Raw genomic sequence first — 17,226 nt, forward strand, 5'->3', positions numbered from 1 at the left:
ATTATCTTTATTGCCCTGGCCATTGGAGCTATTGTGATGATCGCACCGTTGCTCTGGATGCTGTCCACCTCGGTTAAGGAAAAGCAGGATGTTTTTGCTCTTCCGCCAGTATGGATACCAGAAGTGTTCCAGTTCAGCAAATACAAGGAGATTTGGGAAGCAGGGCCCTTGCTCAGCGGGATTAAAAACAGTGTGATTGTGGCCGTAAGTGTTACCGTTATTGGTACTTTTACATCCAGTGTGGCCGCTTTTGCATTCGCAAAGCTGAGATTTCCTCATAAAAACAAGCTGTTTCTGGCCCTGATCGCATCCATGATGATTCCGTATCCGACGGTTATGATTCCACAGTTTATGATGTTTTCCAAGCTCGGTTGGGTAGACACGCTTCTGCCGCTGATCGTTCCGGGTCTGTTTGGGAATGTGGTCATGATCTTTTTCCTGCGGCAGTATTTACTTAGCATACCTGATGCCATTATCGAAGCTGCCAAAATTGACGGAAGCTCTTATTTCCGACTCTACTCGTCGATTACGTTCCCGCTCATTAAGCCAGCTATCGCCGCGCAGCTTATTTTATGGTTCATGGGGATATGGAACGATTATCTGGCACCTATTATTTATTTGAATTCACCGGAAACGCAAACATTGCAGCTGGTCATAGCGAACTTTAATGCGACCTATGCCATTCAGACGGATTATCCGCTCATTATGGCAGCTTCTATAGTCGCTTTGTTACCTGTGCTGATTATATTCCTGATCTTCCAGAAACAGATTATTGAGTCGGTTGCTATTTCCGGTGTCAAAGGTTAAGTGTAGCCACTGGAGGGCACGGATGAATGATGCAAGGCAATCACAAATCTAAAGGAAGGAGGGAGATAACAGTTATGGTGATGCTGCTTATGCTGGGCCTATCCGGTTGTGAGAATAACACCCCGGACCCTGTGTATCCGCAGGCTCCGCCTCCCGATCACTTGTATGATCCAAGTACGATAAATGATGAGCAGCGCTGGACGATTAACAATGCGCATGATCCTGCGATTATCAAAACAGATCAGGGCTATTATGTCTACTCCACGGATGTAAAGGTAGGCGGAGAGCTAAGACCGGGGGTCATGGTACGTAAATCAACCGACCTGATCCACTGGAACTGGGTGCAGTATGCGCTGCCTGGCATTCCAAAGGAAGCAGAGGTATGGTCGTCAGCAACCAATCTGTGGGCACCGGACGTTATTAAAATGGGCGATATCTATCGGATGTATTATTCAGCTTCTACTTTTGGCAGCACACGGTCAGCCATCGGATTGCAGACATCAAGCTCGCCGGAAGGCCCGTGGAAGGATGAAGGGCTGGTCGTTAAAACGAAGGAGCATGACAAGCTGAATGCAATTGATGCCAATCCGGTGCTGGATGCGGAGGGGAATCCGTGGATGGTATACGGCTCGTTTTTTGGAGGCATTTATATTACGCCACTTGATCCCCAGACTGGAAAGCTGAAGGAGTCTGGCTACGGGAAAAATATTGCCGCCAGAGATCGGGCAACAGAGGATGGTGCTGTGGAAGGGCCGTACATTGTGTACAATCCCGCATTCCGCAAATATTACTTGTTTGTCTCATATGATTCTTTGTTCGAGGACTATAATGTACGCGTTGCCCGCTCGGATTCGATTACAGGTCCGTATGTGGATATCAATGGACATGATATGGCAGATACCAGCTATTTGCCCCAATATGAGATCGGAAACAAGGTATTGGGTGGCTATCGGTTCAGCGAAGGAGAAGGCTGGGTTGCGCCAGGTCACAATTCCGTTCTGAAGGACGGAGAGGATTATTATATCGTGCATCATGCACGGGGAGAGACGGATAAGCGATGGCCGTATCTGCATGTACGTAAAATATTATGGACCGCTGAGGGCTGGCCTGTCGTATCGCCGGAACGGTATGCGGGCGAGCAAGAGCAGGATATACCTCAAAGATTATTATCCGGCAGTTGGGAACGCATCGTGATGAAGCAGGAAGTGGACGGTCAAGTGGAAGCTGAACCGCTTCGTCTGGAAGATGGAGGTCGGGCAACCAGCGGAATGCTTGAAGGCCAGTGGAGCTTTGACGGCAAGCGTACTTTAACAATGGATTGGAGCGATACGCCCGTTGGGACCAAGGAGCAACTGTTATTGCTTCCTTCATGGGACTGGGAGTTGGGTCGTCACACTTTAGTTTTTACAGGTATGGACGACAAGGGGATTTCCATTTGGGGTAAGCGTATCGGCGATTAATTGTATGAACTACATACTTATAAATAGAGGAGAGAAGAACTATGAATCAACCTATACCTTTTATTAATCCGGTTATTGAGCAACGGGCAGACCCTTGGATTTACAAGCATAGTGATGGATATTATTACTTTACCGGGTCTGTACCCGAGTATGATCGTATTGAGGTTCGGCGGGCACTTACTATACAGGGATTAAATACAGCAGAGCCTGTCGCCGTGTGGCATAAATATGAAACAGGTCCGTTAAGCGCTAACATTTGGGCGCCGGAAATTCATTTTATTGAGGGCAAATGGTACATTTATTTTGCAGCAGCTCGCACTACTGAAACGAAGGAAGGTCTGTTTGACCACCGGATGTTCGTGCTGGAAAATGCTTCGGCCAACCCACTGGAAGGAGAATGGGTGGAAAAGGGGCAGATCAAAACCCGTTGGGAAACATTTTCGCTTGATGGAACAGCCTTCCAGCATCATGGAATTTTGTATTATGTATGGGCACAGAAGGACCCGGACATTGTCGGCAATTCCAATCTGTACATTTCTGAAATGAGCAATCCGTGGACGCTGCGCGGTGAGCAGGTAATGATCTCGACCCCTGAATATGATTGGGAAGTCATCGGTTTTAAGGTAAATGAAGGAGCGGCAGTTCTGAAACGGAACGGACGAATCTTTATCAGCTATTCAGCCAGCGCGACTGACTACAATTATTGCATGGGACTGCTGACTGCAGACGAGAATGCAGACCTGCTCGACCCGAAATCATGGGCGAAATCACCTGAGCCGGTATTCTGCACGAATGAGGAAACGGGCCAGTTTGGACCGGGTCATAACAGCTTTACGGTTGGGGCTGACGGTAATGACGTCATCGTGTATCATGCACGGAATTACAAGGAGATTACGGGTGACCCGTTGTATGACCCGAATCGCCATACACGTGTTCAGCCGTTGAATTGGCACGAGGACGGGACGCCTCATTTTGGCATTCCGGTATCGGATGGAGTTCCTGTCGGTAAATAAGCGATACGAATGTTACAGGAGTGGCGTGTTGTATAACAGCGACGCAGTTTTCTGAACAATGCAGGAAATGATAGATTAACTACGTATAACAAGGATGATTAGATATCTTCTAAGCCGTAAGGCTGGGAGATATCTTTTTTTTCGTGGCAGCGGAAAAACCCTTATCAAAAACTCGGCTTATAATTGTTAAAAAAGTTTAATATTTTCCACGGGATGTAAACAATAAATGTATGGTAAAGTGTATTTTATACAAGGCTCTTATCTACACGTATTTACCGAATCCGAATCAATCGAGGTGAGGAAAAATGCTGCAATCGTTAAAAGCCATTGCCAACTATCGGAAAGAAAACGATCTGGCCTGGGATACGCCGACTTGGCTCAAGCTGCTCGTTTCGGCTGAGGAGCGCATTGTGAACCTGGAACGAATCCACTCTATAGGGGAGTTAAAGGATGCTAATCCTGTACTGGATTATGTGGAGCGTACGTTGCTTATTTTGGACGGGCTTCCATTGTCTTTCTGGATTAAGGAGCTGCTGGAAGACGTGCTGGTATGGTCTGAGACGGCCAAAGGAGGCACAGTACGCGAACGGCTGCGTTGGCAGCAGGAGGGCATCAATTTATTTGTGCATAATATTGGTTCCGCCCAGCTGTACGTCAGACAGGCTCAAGCGGAGAAACCGGTGTTCCCCCGCAACACTATGACTCGGATTCTGATTGAGACCCATGGATTAATCGGACAGTATATACGGGGTGAAATTCCTTTTGCGGAAAATCGGGCGCTGCTGGAAATTACCCGTAAGGGCTGGTTAAGCCACGAAGAACTGGAGCTTGCCTTACGTGCGCTAAATGAATGCATTATCGCCGGGGTAGACCCTGAGTTATGGGAGCAGGTACGGAGTGAAGTGGAGCAACTGATTGGCTGGATCGCCTGGGATAACGCGCCTGTGGCCTGGAGTGTGAAGGAACGACTGGAGAGATTACGGTCGGTTTCTATTCATGAAGGGGAACCCTTCGAGCAGGCTTACGCCGAGCTGGAGCGCGAGTTGAATGTAGATAAGGCGTTGGCTCCGTTGGAGAATCGAACGCTTTGGTATGTGGAGTCGGCTTTACAGGATTTTTCGCTTCCGGAGCTGGTGAAGGTATTTTTAGTTGCGTTACGGGATGGTACGGGACAGGAATTGCCTGCAACGGTGCGACATATCAGCTTTGAATCCCTCATGAACACGATGCATTATGACTATCGAGGTATCAAGAAAATTAATGTATACAAAAAACGAATGATTGAGAAATATTTACATGCGCTATCCTGGCAGGATATCTTGCAAGGAAAACGGAAGCATAATCCTCATTTGAATGTGATCGTGGAGCATAAAGAGGAACTGCCGAGTACCGTATTTTTCAATTTTCATTTTTCATCTGCGGCTGAGAAGCTGATCGACTTTTGCATCGAGGCGGAAAAAACGCCTTTGTATGACAAAGCTATATTATTACTGTTTGACCTGTTCGGCTTGCGTCGTGATGCTTATGATCGTTTTCACAATGAGGAAACATACCTTATGGATATGAATCAAACTGTGGATTACAAAAAGGTCATTCTGGATTATGTGACGGGGACTCGTGTACTGGATATCGGACCTGGCGGGGGGGTGCTGCTGGATCTGATTGAACAGGAGATACCGGACGTGAAGCCGCTGGGACTCGATATTTCTGTGAATGTTATTGAAGCGCTCAAACGTAAAAAGCAATTGGAGGGCCACCGCTGGGATGTGATTAAAGGAGATGCTCTCCAACTGGAGGAATTTATAGAGCCGGGGAGCATGGACACGGTCATTTTTTCTTCCATTCTCCACGAGCTGTATTCTTACATTGAACGGGATGGAGCCCGGTTCAATCTGCATACGGTGGAGGCTGCTTTGCAAAGCGCCTATCATGTGCTGGCACCGGGCGGACGTATCATTATCCGTGACGGCATTATGACTGAACCGACAGAACAGCGCAGACGAATCCGGTTCTTGGAGCCGGACGGAATGGAATGGTTGCTGCGATATGCCGAGGATTTTGCAGGTCGCCACATTGAAGTTGAGCGTGTGAGTGAGCATGAGGCTATTTTGCCTGTGAACGATGCGATGGAATTTCTGTACACCTACACGTGGGGGACGGAAGCCTATGTGCATGAAGTGCAGGAGCAGTTTGGGTATTTTACCCCTTCACAGTATGAAGAGTGTATTCGCCGCACGCTTGGATCGCACGCTATAATCCGGGAGAGCCGTCACTATTTGCAGGAGGGATATGCGGAAGCGCTGGCCGGGCGTATTGAATTTACCGATGAGCAGGGTCAGCCTGTTTCCCTGCCGGATAGCACCTGTCTGATTGTGATTGAGAAGCCGCAATAGAGTAGGTTAAGCTGATCCAGTTGAACAAAAAAAGCCTTTTGATTGCGCCAAGTGCGATCAAAAGGCTTTTTGGCATATTCGAGTGGCTTATAGAGAGATTTTTAGCGTATTTGTGTTTTCATCATAGACTAACTGCGCACCCAATCCTTTGGCGAATACCTGTACAGGTACATAAGTGGTGTCATTGATCGTCTTGGGGGCCACAGCGATTTGTTCCGCTTGTCCATTGTAAAATACGGTTTGGCTTCCCAGGGTTAACGTAACTTTGTGATTGGCCTTGGTAACCCCTATGGTTCCAGTACCGTGATCCCACACGACCTCAGCCTTCAAGCTTTCTGCTATATCGCGCAAGGGAACAAGATTTGTATTTTGGTAGATAACGGGCTTGGCTGTAAAAGAAATAGGCGTTCCATTCACGAGTACTTTCAGATTGGTTGTAGTATAAGCGGGTTTTTGGCTCTGTTGTGTACTTTGCTGCTGTTTTGATTTTTGCTTTGATTTCGAGGTTTTCTTGGATGCAGAGCTACTGGAAGAGGAAGAACTGCTGGAGGAAGAACCCCCGTTATGATAGTGATATTCTCCGTAGGAAAGGCCCCATTTCGAGCAGTTGGTCCAGCAGGTATGGCCGCCACTGGAGTCTGTTCTGCCCGGATGAGCAGATACGGATAAAGAACCGGATAGAGCGAGCAGTAAGACAGAAGCAGTTATGCCGACTTTCTTTTTCATGAATTGTAAGCTCCTTGTTAATCGAAGTTTTTATATGACCCTCAAAGTAGAAGAGAACGTTTGCAGTGTTGGGTTCTATAGAATATATCGGTAACAGCGTCTCAATAATTTACCAAAATTAAGAAAAGACGATTTTGAAAAAAAGATTTGGCACAGCACCTTGGTATTTCGGTTGAAGAAAGATAACAAACAACTCTGTTTTTATTATTACTTTTTGCATATAATACAGGAGAAATGACGGGTAACTGAATCAATTTCATAATACCCTCAGTAGCTTTTATGAAATTGATTCAACTATAAAAAATGAAGGAGTTGTGCTGAAAAATGTCAAAGCGTTTGATCCCCTATATTACGATGGATGGAAATGCGAAGGACGCGATTCAATTTTATGAAAAGGCATTGGATGCCCAACTTCTTTTTATCCAAACCTTCGGTGAAATGCCTGAAAATCCGGAATTCCCCATTCCCGCAGAGGTCAAGGAACGTGTGGGACATGCCACTCTCAAAGTCGGTGAGACAGAGCTTATGTTTTCCGACACCTTTCCTGGTTCGCCGTTTAACAGCGGGAATCAGGTGAGCATCTGTATTACCACCGACAGTGTCGAGCAATCCAGAAAAATGTTTGACGCTCTACAGCAGGGAGGACAGGTGGGGATGGCTTTGCAAGAAACCCATTTTAGTCCTGCTTATGGGAATGTAACAGACAAGTTTGGTGTCACTTTTCAAATTTTCACGGAGGGTCGGCCTTAAACAATGGAAAACGGCCTGATTTCGCTACCTTGGCGATCTGGCTGTTTTTTGTATGAATCCTCGTTCAAGAGGTTGCTCCATTAACAGACGAATGATTTCCGGTTGATCGTGATGATATGCAGCCATATGCAGACAAGTATGACCATCGCTATCCTGAATGGCGGTTCTGGCCTGGTGGGACACAAGGAGAAAGGATTTATCCCCTCGTTAGTTTTAAATAAAAATACTTATCGCTGAGTATATCAACAACAAACACATAATTAATCGAAATGACTTGTCATGTTTAGCAAAGAACTTTTGAAAATCGAGCCGAACCCTGACCATAAAAGTAACGCCAGCCATCCTAAAAAAATGGACAAAGCCAAATAAAAAACGATGGATTCAAACGAATGATTAAACGGCAAGATAAAAGCACTCATGACCGTTAAAAAAAACAATGTGGAACCCTTTATGCTTAACTATCGTTTCCCTTTACTTGAATAATTCGTTTCTGAATCTGACCATCGTCTGTTTGGAAAAATCCCCACAGAAAAAGCGCCGGCTCACGATGTTATCATGAAACCGGTGCTTATTCGATCGTTTCTACATATACGTTCAAATGGAGTCTCTGTTAGGAAGCCCCGTTAATTGATGAAATGGAACTGCTTTAACAACCGTTCCAAGAGCACCGCCGCTTCCACCCGGGTCGTATGCGCCAAGGGTGCAAATTGATTAGCGCTGCACCCCTGGGCCTACTCAGCCCCATTGGACACCGCGGGACTCCGGCTGGTTGCTATTCAGGAAGCGCGTGTTAATTGCGACGAGCCGTTCGCTCTATGCCATCAGCGGTTACTTTGTACAGTTGGTGCGGCAGGTCGTGTCCCATGCCGTCAACCAACATTAGCTCGGCGCCCGGGATGGCAGAAGCCGTGTCCTCGCCACACGCTGGGACGAACAGGGGATCGTCCACCCCATGAATGACAAGTGCTGGTACTTTTATGGTCGCCAGCCGCGGACGCCGGTCACCGGAGACAGCGATCGCAGCAATTTGTCGTCCGACACTGCCTGGATCGTAGGCTCGCTGGACTTCCTCCAGAATGAGCGCCCGATAAGCGTCCTCTTCAAACGGATAGCCGGTGCCGGAGATGAGTTTGGCAAAAGCGAGGCTGTGCGCCAAAAATCCTGCTTCATTCTCAAATGGGTTCGGCGCCGGTGTAGTCATCATCGCCATGACTTCCGGTGGAGATTGCGGAAGGGTGGGATTACCGGAACTGGACATGATGGAAGTGAGTGATAAAACCCGTTCAGGGTACTCACTGGCTGCAATCTGGGCGATCATTCCGCCCATCGACCTGCCAACGAAATGTGCCCGGTCAATTGAAAGGGCGTCGAGCAGTTCGATAGCGTCGTTGGACATGTCATCAAGAGTGTAAGGGATGTCCGGTCGCTGTCCCGACATACGAGCAGTCGCCAGTGCGTCAAAATCTAGGGTCTGATAATGGCTAAAGTGCGTCGAGTAACCTACGTCGCGATTGTCAAAGCGAATCACGCGAAAGCCCCGCGCTGCTAATATCCGACAAAACGAAACTGTCCATCGGATCATCTGGGTTCCAAGCCCGGCGATTAGGATGATAGCCTCGTCATTTTCGTTACCGAAACTGTCATAGGCCAAATCGATGCCGTTTACTTTCAGGATGTTCATGATCATCCTCTCCTCCAATTAATTCGATATCGGAAATTCTGTCATAGGCAGAAGGCGTGAATCTTCGATCGCTGCAGTCCGATGCCCAATACCGGCCAGGTAGTCTTGATGACTTGAAAAAGCAAGAAAAGACTGCGCACTGCTCTGGCGGATCAGCATAACAAGATCCCATCTTTCGTCTTCGGGTCCGATAAGAAACTCTCCGCCATCGCCAAGAAACAGCACTTCACCTCCGCTTTCACGGAGAAATGGGAGGGTGTGCTCAATGTAGCGGTTGAAAGCTTCGGCACCGCTGATCGGGACCTCCGGTGTTAGTTCAGGATTGGCTGTGTAATCGGCAACGTCACGAAAACGCAGCAGGTTCAACATGACGATGCTGCCCTCAATGCCTCGTTGCATAAACCTCATGCCAGCGCGTTGCGATGGTTCGATGTAACGAATAGATTCAAACTCTGTCATAGCGGCTCCTTTCGTAGTTCCTTATTTAAATATTTACGCCTCCACATGCTCTCATTCATAAGTTCCCTTCAGGGAATGCATTAGCGGCTAATTTTTTGACATGGTTTCTGATATCAGGTGCCCAGTCATCGATGAAGTGGTAAAAACGATCCAAATCACCAGCATACAGTGCCCGTAGAGCTTCTTCGTATTGATGGAAGTTCCCGGCCATAGCTGTCATGAAGTTATATGTTGCTTCTTGTGACTCTCGGATATTGCTCTGTTTTTCTCCAGCACGGCGAGCCTCATCAATGAGTTTTCGTAATGTTACCGACGCCCCTCCAGGTTGACTCTTGAGCCATTCCCAATGCCGTGGCAATAACGTAACCTCACCGGATACAACCCCCAGCTTGGGTCGACCGACCCGCCGTATAGGCTGGTGATTCACTTCCGTACCGGGTAGGTCACCTAACTGTTCTCCTAATCGTTTAAGCACATCATCTGTCTTCTCACGAAAATCAACATCTATTGGCTTCCCTGTGGAATCGTCAAATATAAGCAACTGTGTGAGGTCTCTGTCATCCAGAGCATCCTTCACTGTAGTAACAACGTGCTGTAACGAACCACTGGCGACGACTCCCACACCCAAAAATGCCGTGCAGTAAAAGTGCGTTAGGGCATTACTCATGCTGACCTCCTCTCTGATTGCCTCACCAATTATACCCGGGTAAAAATAAAAAATCAATATTACCCGGGTAATATTGATTTTATCGTTCGTTATGGAGGAAATAAATGCAAAAGACGCGGCCTAAGAGGACCGCGCTGTTGAGGGCTAAGTGAAATACTGTTTTAATGCATAGCAATAAGTCTTTAGTGTGTTGTTGCTTTTACCTGTCTGATCGAGGTGTTTTAAATACTTCATCACAGGAACAACTGGAACTCCTACCTCATCCAACAGCAAATATCTCTTTTTATTATCATTAAGAATTACTTCCTGTACTCTCACAATGCCACTCCCAAAGAAAGCATTTATCCTCAATATATTAAATAATTTATACTAAACTTTAAAGCTATAGTTAATATTTCTTTTAAACAAAAAATAGAGGAGATTAGTACATATAATGAACTAACCATTGAGCGGTATGGGATTACAGGTAATTGTTTTGACTTAGCGATATGGCTGCTGCACGAATTTAAAAAAGAAGGAATTGAGGCTTATCCCATCGGCCATGATTTGGGGACAGCAGAGGCGCACGTCGCTGTAATCGCTAAAAACGAAGATGGCAGACGTTATTTATGCGACTTGGGAGACCAATGGCTGATTCCAGTATTAGTAGATGCAGATCATCCAAGCTTTACATCAGAGAAATTAACAGGCTTTTTTCCAGCAGCAGATATTGAGGTTCAACCGCATCAGGATGCAGTTACAATCTTATATCACAGACCTAATGGTAAAATGAGTCGTCAGAAGTTCGATCTTGCATCCAAAGATATATGACTCAGTATGCAGAGATGACTATAACTCGTTCTTAGATGGTGCCTGTATGGTTTGTAAATATAAATAACTCAACGACTTATATGAATATGTAAAATACTTTTGGATATTGAATCATGCTGAGAAACGCAGCGAGTGGATGGATTTTGGAGAAGCGAAGCGTTCGCCTTTGCCGGGGGACTCTAACCTTAAATTCTAATCCAAAAGAACCCCCTGACAACGGCGATCGGAAAAACCATCCACTTGCGGATTGGTCTTCCTCAGCATCACCTAAACAAACTATTTTCACATATTCCTATTATCTACACTCCAAAATTAAAATCATCATCAGTCAGCGGCTCCACATTCATTGCACGCACGTAGCCGTTTCCTTTTTTAGAAAAGAAATCATGCTGCTTGGTGTGAGTGCTGATGCCGTTGATTACAATTGGATTGACTTCTTCTTCTTCAAACAGTGGATCAAAGCCCAGGTTCATCATAGCCTTATTGGCGTTGTAGCGTAAAAAGACTTTGACATCGTCCACCAGCCCGATGGGAGCATAAATTTGCTCGGTGTATTGTTCCTCGTTATTGTGCAAGTAGCGCAGCAACCCTACCAGCGTCTGGTACAGATCCCGTTGCTCTTCCTCGTCCAGCTCTGCATAAATCTCCTGTGCCAGCACACCCACATAAACACCGTGAATACTTTCGTCCCGTAAAATCAAGTCGATAATTTCTCCGCTGCATGTCATCTTGCCCTGACCCGCCAGATAGAGAGGATAGAAGAAGCCGCTATAAAATAAATAGCTTTCTAACAGCACAGACGCTGCCATAGCGAGATACAAGTCTTTTGGTGTATGAATATTCAAATAATACTGACGAATGGTTTCCGCCTTGGTCTGAAGATACGGATTTTCCTCTACCCAACGGAATATATCATCGATCTCTTCCGTAGAAGCTAGGGTTGTAAAAATGCTGCTGTACGACTTCGCATGAATTTGCTCCATCATCGCCATAAAGCTTAGTACAGCTTTGCGTTGCAGCCCGTCCACATGCTCCATAATTTGCGGCATACCTATGCCGCCTTGAATCGTATCCAGCAACGTTAAGCCGCCTAATACTTTCATATAGGCTTCTTTTTCAATATCACTGAGGGTTACCCAGCTCATTTTATCGTCGGACAGCGGAATTTCATCATCCGTCCAAAATTGCATAATGTTCTGATTCCAGAACATCAGTGTAAAATCATCGTCCGAGCGATTCCAGTTTACAGCTTGTATACCTGTCATTGTTTAGCATTCTCCCTTCAGCTTCCGAGATTTCCTAGAGTCATAACGAAATGACATAGGCGAATCATCGTATGCTTGACATACGGAAGCTGCATCCGCGAGGCCGTGTCCCAACCCATAAAGGGCGGAACATCACGCTGGATACAGCTTCTAATGAAAAGCATCGATATATATGAGGACTTCTAATGTTAATTTATGAGTACGGTCTTAGATCGAGCAGGTGAGGCACTCTTCTACAGACAGCTTTTTGGTACGTGTGTAGTACAACGATTTGAGTCCTTTGTGAGCAGCATACAGATAGCAACGTGCCAATTGGCGTGTAGTCACGTCACTGTTCACATGAAGCACGGTTGAAATTCCTTGATCCACGTGAGGCTGAATTTCTGCAATCAGGTCAAGCACTTTGAATTGATCCATTTGATACGCGGATTTATAAAAGAACACATTATCTCTTTGCAAGTAAGGCATTGGATAATAGGTCGTCGAGTTCGCATAGGTACGTGTTTCAATTTGTTCCACGATAGGCATTACGCTGGACGTCGCATTTTGAATATATGAAATGCTGGCCGTCGGCGCAATCGCCATACGGTACGCGTGATACAGGCCGTTCTTCTGCACATCTGCTTTCAGCTTGTCCCAATCCTCTGGAGAAGGAATATAAATACCGCCAAATAGCTCTTGTACGCGTTCCGTTGTCGGACGGTAATCGGTGTTCAGATAACGGTCAAAATACACCCCAGTCGCGTAATCCGATTCCTCAAAGCCATAAAAGCTTTGTCCGGCCGCTTGCGCGATCTCCATGCTCTTCTCCAGCGAGTGATAGTTCATCGTCATAAAGAAGGTACGGACAAAATCCTTCGCTTCGTTGCTTTCATAAGCAATTTTGTTCTTGGCAAGGTAGCCGTGCAGGTTCATGACACCCAGACCGACAGAATGCATCTCACGGTTTGCCTTGGCAACACCCGGCGCGTTTGCGACTTGAGTCATATCGCTGACCGAGGTCAGGGCAATCATCCCCTCGTGAACGGATTCGCGGATTTTGCCATGCTCCATCACATTTACAATGTTGAGAGAAGCCAGATTACAGCTGATATCCCGACGGATTGTATCCTGTTGGCCGTAATCTGTAATTTCAGAGGTTTCCTGTAATTGGAAAATTTCTGTGCACAGGTTCGACATTTTAACCTGACCTACGTTTTTAAGGGCATGTGCTTGATTCGCGTTACTTTTGTTCATCATGTATGGATAGCCGGATTCCAGCTGGATCATGGCAATTTTGGTCAACATGTCACGCGCGCTCATCGCAACCTTTTTCTTCACCCGGTCGTCAGCGAGCAATGTATCGTACATTTCATCCAGATCCATATCGTCCAGATGCGTACCGTAAGCCTTGTACACACTATAAGGAGCGAATACATGCAGCGGCTCATTATCCTGAGCCAGCTTATAAAAGCGGTTCGGAACAATCAGTCCGATGGAGAGTGTCTTGAGGCGTACTCTTTCGTCGGCATTGATTTTTTTACTATCCAGGAACTCCAGTACATCCCAACCGAAAATGTTGTAGTATGCAGCACCGGACCCTTTACGTTGACCCATCTGATCCGCGTAGGAGAAGCCGTCCTCCATCAGTTTCAGCACAGGCATAATGCCTTTAGCCGCGCCCTCCACACCTTTAATCGCTTCGCCACGTGACCGCAGTTTCGACAGGTTGACCGCGACACCGCCGCCGATTTTGGACAACTGCATGCAAGTGTTCAGCACGTAGTTGATCGAGTTGAGAGAGTCGTCCATTTCGAGCAGGAAGCAGGATACCAATTCCCCACGACGGCTTTTGCCTGCATTCAGGAAGGTTGGTGTTGCCGGCTGGAGACGCTGCTCCATCATCGAGCGGGACAACAAGCGCGCTGTATCGGCGTTACCGCGTCCCAAATGCAGGGCGACGACCGCTACCCGGTCAGGATAGTGCTCCAGATAAACCTTACGGTCATTGCTTTTCACTGCATAATCCGTATAAAACTTGGATGCTGCCATATAGGAAGGGAATTTAAAATGATAACTATGAGTGATATGGAAAATATCCTTAATTTCGTCAGCTGTATAGCTACTATAGAAATTTTCGTAATAATCATTCTCAATCATGTAGAGCACTTGAGCCGCTGGATCTGCAAACTTCAAGCTCCGTTCTTCGACTTCCTTCATAAACTCTTCTACAGCCTCTTGGTCCTTTTCCAATTGGAAAAAGCCATCTGTATCGCGTTTCATCAACATGTTGTTCAGTTCAATATGCCGCAACTCGGCTCACCCCCTGTTTGAAACGCTCTACATCGCCGAACGTTCCGGATAATTCAAATTTACTGATGACAGGCACGTTGTAATGGTCGGAGATCAAATCCGCGCTTTTGGCAAAGCTCTCGCCCCAGTTACGGTTGCCGCTGGCAGCCACACCCACGAGGTTTTGAGCATTTTTTTGCAAAAAGGAAGATACCCTCTCAGGTATCTGTCCAAACCCCGTTGTATATGTAATGAGTACGTATGGTTCCTCTATAGTCATTTGCTCCTGGATTTGGACCGCCGGAAGCTTGAGCTTCCCGATAAATCTTTTTACATTGCCGGTCTTGGAATCATAAGCAATCAGCATTGTATTCATCCTCCTTGACATTTGGCAAAACAGCATCTGCCCAAGGCTCGAAATCCTGTAAAGATTCGCAACCCCTTGCTGGCTGTACTTCGCCAAAATTTTTACGCTATTTATATCGGTTCTTCCATATCTGTATTTTCAAGATATATGTGTAAAATACGCGTTGCACACTATATTTAGAGTACGATTTCTATTTTATATCTATATATAGGTGAGGTCAATCACTTTTAAAAGGTTGGGCACAAGGATTGGGGGCAAGTCCAAGCGGGGTGCGGGATAAGCAGAATAACTTTTTTTTTCGTGCGAATTTTACAATTGTACTGGAGTTTTGAAGGATGAAGATGTACGATTTGTCAATAGGAGATACTGAGGTAAATCTACCTTTTACTGTAGGGGGAATACGTATGATGGGAAATGGATTTATGGATTCAGGGTCGTTTGATGCCATATTTTTTATCGTTTTTGGAATCATTGCAATTGGATTTATTGCTATCATTGCCAAGGCAATCGGTACAGGGCTTTCGAATCAAGCCGCTGAGTTGGAGCAACGTTCATGCAAGGTGGTGGACAAGAGAACGAGGGTTCACGGGGGCTCAGGCGATTTTTCAGCTTCGACAGATTATTATGTTACCTTTGAGTTTGACGGGGGCGAGCGTAAGGAGCTGGAGGTGAAGGATAGGGATTTTGGAATGATTGTCACTGGAGATCGTGGGGAGCTTCGTTATAAAGGGACACGTTTTCAGGAGTTCGTGAGAGTGATGGAAGCGTAAGCCACATTAGCTGGGAGCGGGTCGTTGCCAGGATACCATTACATTACTGGAGGGAAGATGTAATATGCCACATGTTATTGGTGAACGCATTGTGCTGAGAGAGTATCGTCAGGAGGATATACCGGAAATACGAAAATGGGTCAATGACCCGGATATTACACGCGGGTTGAGCGATGCTTTTACTTATCCTCATTCTCAGACGAACAGCGAAGCCTATGTACAGATGATGATCGATGGTAACTCCGAGATCAAGGGCTTTGTTATTGCACATAAAGACACACTGGACTATATTGGACAACTGGATTTATTTAAAATCAACTGGTTGAATCGGCACGCCACGCTCGGCATTGTGATTGGGCGCGATGATAACCTGGGCAAAGGCTACGGACGTGAAGCGATCCGGCTATTACAGAAATTTGTATTTCATACACTGAACCTGAATCGGCTGGAGCTGGAGGTCTATGCATACAACGAGCGTGCATATCGCTGCTATCTGGCCTGCGGCTTCAAGGAGGAAGGTCGGCTGCGGCAAAAGCTGTTCAGGGAGGGCCAATACTATGACGTTATTCAGATGGGCATTTTGCGAAGTGAGTATAAGGCTGCGGAGCAAACGACGGAATCTCGATAATGAAAGTACATAAGTTATTTTATTCCGTCAGCTTTCTTCAATTTTTTATGAGTGAGATTACAGGGACTACGCTCATCTTATTTCTCTTAGCCAAAGGACTTTCTCTGCAAAGTGCGAACTTCTTACTACAGGTGCGATTGCAGACAAGCGAATCATAGAAGCCCGCGAGATTGCGGGCTTTTGGGGTAGATACCTGACATATTGAACATTTTATTCGTAATATCCCTCGGTTGATTTGCGTAATTGTTTGAATTGATTAGCATCATGACCGAACCACACTTGAGAATTCGTCCGTGCAGCCAGAGTGCGGATTTTTTCCACCGTATCCCGGTAACCAAGCAGATCATAAATAATGCCTGGCGGCTTGACGGGTGGACCGTAGCTTTCCGCTGAATAAATAGCATCCGAAGCGAGGATGATCCCCCCTGTCTCCGGCAGTTCAATATGCAAGCCTATCATCCCCCAAGCATGCCCGCTGCCAAAGTTGAGGATCTTGATGCCTTCAGCCAGCTCCAGGTTATCCTGATGGCGTTTGATTGTTTTCCACTGCAAGTGATTTTTGATCCATGCATCAATGTCCGCCCAGACATAAGCTCCTTCTTTTACATTACGGGCATAGCTCTGCAGCGCACCGTTCAACTCATCCTCATGTACGATAATGGTAGCGTTTGTGAACATTTCCAGGCACCCCGCGTGGTCCAAATGCAAATGAGAGGCAATGACGTACCTAATTTCCTCGGGTCTTACGTTCAACTGCTCCAGCCGGTTATGCAGGTAGCATTCCTCACTGGCCACCCAAGGAGATGCCAATTGCGTTGATTCGGCCCAACGCCCTTCGCTGCCCATCGAGTTCGGATTACATGCTGTATCAAACAGAATCTTTCCCTCAGGATGGTCGATCAATACTGTATAAATGGGGAATTCTGCGAATTCTGTTGACGCATTAGGATTGTTAATCGTAGCCGGGTTATGCATCGCAATGATCCAGTTCTTGTCCATGCTCATTCGTCCGTTATCCATCACATACAGTTTAGGCCGCGGTTTAATAATATTTGGCATGTTTGTTTCCTCCCAATGAAGAGTAATTTACAAGTAGATCTCTGACTTCACTCGTGACGATTACGCTGCCGTAGCGGCAGGTATAGACATACCTTAATAT

17 protein-coding genes and 1 pseudogene are annotated in these 17,226 nt (G+C 46.4%); 8 read left to right on the forward strand and 10 right to left on the reverse strand.

Annotated elements, in window-relative coordinates; translation table 11 throughout:
- From C1I60_RS15800 to C1I60_RS15815, 4 genes are all read left to right on the forward strand, one after another.
- The coding region (locus tag C1I60_RS15800; protein WP_252361737.1) for a carbohydrate ABC transporter permease at positions 1 to 807 on the forward strand (807 nt) is incomplete at its 5' end.
- 74 nt (positions 808 to 881) lie between these two features.
- The gene (locus tag C1I60_RS15805) at positions 882 to 2,267 is read left to right on the forward strand and encodes an arabinan endo-1,5-alpha-L-arabinosidase (protein WP_137062602.1); all 1,386 of its coding nucleotides are present in this window, start codon (positions 882 to 884) and stop codon (positions 2,265 to 2,267) included.
- Positions 2,268 to 2,308: 41 nt separating this feature from the next.
- The gene (locus tag C1I60_RS15810; protein ID WP_137062603.1) at positions 2,309 to 3,280 is read left to right on the forward strand and encodes a glycoside hydrolase family 43 protein; all 972 of its coding nucleotides are present in this window, start codon (positions 2,309 to 2,311) and stop codon (positions 3,278 to 3,280) included.
- A gap of 305 nt (positions 3,281 to 3,585) precedes the next feature.
- Entirely contained in the window at positions 3,586 to 5,673 is a 2,088-nt protein-coding gene (locus C1I60_RS15815) for a class I SAM-dependent methyltransferase (protein WP_137062604.1), read from the forward strand.
- A gap of 87 nt (positions 5,674 to 5,760) precedes the next feature.
- Here the strand turns inward: C1I60_RS15815 and C1I60_RS15820 are convergent, their stop codons facing one another.
- Positions 5,761 to 6,399 carry a copper amine oxidase N-terminal domain-containing protein gene (locus C1I60_RS15820; protein WP_137062605.1) on the reverse strand — a complete coding sequence of 213 codons (639 nt, stop codon included), beginning with the start codon at positions 6,397 to 6,399 and terminating at the stop codon, positions 5,761 to 5,763.
- Positions 6,400 to 6,723: 324 nt separating this feature from the next.
- On the opposite strand from C1I60_RS15820, the gene C1I60_RS15825 reads away from it, so the two are divergent.
- Positions 6,724 to 7,149 (forward strand): VOC family protein, encoded by a 426-nt coding sequence (locus tag C1I60_RS15825; RefSeq protein WP_137062606.1) that lies wholly within the window; start codon positions 6,724 to 6,726, stop codon positions 7,147 to 7,149.
- A 24-nt stretch (positions 7,150 to 7,173) separates the two neighbouring features.
- On the opposite strand, the gene C1I60_RS26200 is transcribed toward C1I60_RS15825, so the two are convergent.
- From C1I60_RS26200 to C1I60_RS15855, 5 genes and pseudogenes are all read right to left on the reverse strand, one after another.
- Entirely contained in the window at positions 7,174 to 7,332 is a 159-nt protein-coding gene (locus C1I60_RS26200) for an ankyrin repeat domain-containing protein (RefSeq protein WP_137062607.1), read from the reverse strand.
- Between the two features lie 607 nt (positions 7,333 to 7,939).
- Positions 7,940 to 8,830: an alpha/beta fold hydrolase gene (locus C1I60_RS15840; RefSeq protein WP_137062608.1), complete on the reverse strand. Its 891-nt coding sequence runs from the start codon at positions 8,828 to 8,830 to the stop codon at positions 7,940 to 7,942.
- An 18-nt stretch (positions 8,831 to 8,848) separates the two neighbouring features.
- Positions 8,849 to 9,289, reverse strand: a complete 441-nt coding sequence (locus C1I60_RS15845) for a DUF1330 domain-containing protein (RefSeq protein ID WP_137062609.1) — start codon at positions 9,287 to 9,289, stop codon at positions 8,849 to 8,851.
- 55 nt (positions 9,290 to 9,344) lie between these two features.
- The gene (locus C1I60_RS15850) at positions 9,345 to 9,956 is read right to left on the reverse strand and encodes a DUF2239 family protein (protein WP_137062610.1); all 612 of its coding nucleotides are present in this window, start codon (positions 9,954 to 9,956) and stop codon (positions 9,345 to 9,347) included.
- A gap of 150 nt (positions 9,957 to 10,106) precedes the next feature.
- Positions 10,107 to 10,274: pseudogene (locus C1I60_RS15855) on the reverse strand (transposase); the annotation flags it as partial.
- Positions 10,275 to 10,502: 228 nt separating this feature from the next.
- Here C1I60_RS15855 and C1I60_RS15860 point away from each other — a divergent pair.
- The gene (locus C1I60_RS15860; RefSeq protein WP_137062612.1) at positions 10,503 to 10,766 is read left to right on the forward strand and encodes a hypothetical protein; all 264 of its coding nucleotides are present in this window, start codon (positions 10,503 to 10,505) and stop codon (positions 10,764 to 10,766) included.
- A gap of 299 nt (positions 10,767 to 11,065) precedes the next feature.
- Here the strand turns inward: C1I60_RS15860 and nrdF are convergent, their stop codons facing one another.
- From nrdF to nrdI, 3 genes are all read right to left on the reverse strand, one after another.
- Complete coding sequence (nrdF, locus tag C1I60_RS15865; RefSeq protein WP_137062613.1) at positions 11,066 to 12,031, reverse strand: class 1b ribonucleoside-diphosphate reductase subunit beta; 966 nt, start codon at positions 12,029 to 12,031, stop codon at positions 11,066 to 11,068.
- A gap of 207 nt (positions 12,032 to 12,238) precedes the next feature.
- On the reverse strand, positions 12,239 to 14,323 hold the full coding sequence (nrdE, locus tag C1I60_RS15870; RefSeq protein ID WP_137062614.1) for a class 1b ribonucleoside-diphosphate reductase subunit alpha: 2,085 nt from the start codon (positions 14,321 to 14,323) through the stop codon (positions 12,239 to 12,241).
- Positions 14,310 to 14,669 (reverse strand): class Ib ribonucleoside-diphosphate reductase assembly flavoprotein NrdI, encoded by a 360-nt coding sequence (gene nrdI, locus C1I60_RS15875; RefSeq protein WP_137062615.1) that lies wholly within the window; start codon positions 14,667 to 14,669, stop codon positions 14,310 to 14,312. The genes nrdE and nrdI overlap by 14 nt, the downstream gene beginning before the upstream one ends.
- A 404-nt stretch (positions 14,670 to 15,073) precedes the next feature.
- Here nrdI and C1I60_RS15880 point away from each other — a divergent pair, with 404 nt between their 5' ends.
- Both C1I60_RS15880 and C1I60_RS15885 read left to right on the forward strand, forming a co-directional pair.
- Entirely contained in the window at positions 15,074 to 15,439 is a 366-nt protein-coding gene (locus tag C1I60_RS15880) for a DUF2500 domain-containing protein (protein WP_252361738.1), read from the forward strand.
- 64 nt (positions 15,440 to 15,503) lie between these two features.
- Positions 15,504 to 16,067 (forward strand): GNAT family N-acetyltransferase, encoded by a 564-nt coding sequence (locus C1I60_RS15885; RefSeq protein WP_137062616.1) that lies wholly within the window; start codon positions 15,504 to 15,506, stop codon positions 16,065 to 16,067.
- 210 nt (positions 16,068 to 16,277) lie between these two features.
- On the opposite strand, the gene ahlS is transcribed toward C1I60_RS15885, so the two are convergent.
- Entirely contained in the window at positions 16,278 to 17,126 is an 849-nt protein-coding gene (ahlS, locus tag C1I60_RS15895) for an AhlS family quorum-quenching N-acyl homoserine lactonase (RefSeq protein WP_137062617.1), read from the reverse strand.
- Between the last annotated feature and the right edge of the window lie 100 nt (positions 17,127 to 17,226).

Origin of the sequence: Paenibacillus terrae, from assembly GCF_005217525.1 — a bacterium.
Taxonomy (GTDB): Bacteria; Bacillota; Bacilli; order Paenibacillales; family Paenibacillaceae; genus Paenibacillus; species Paenibacillus terrae_C.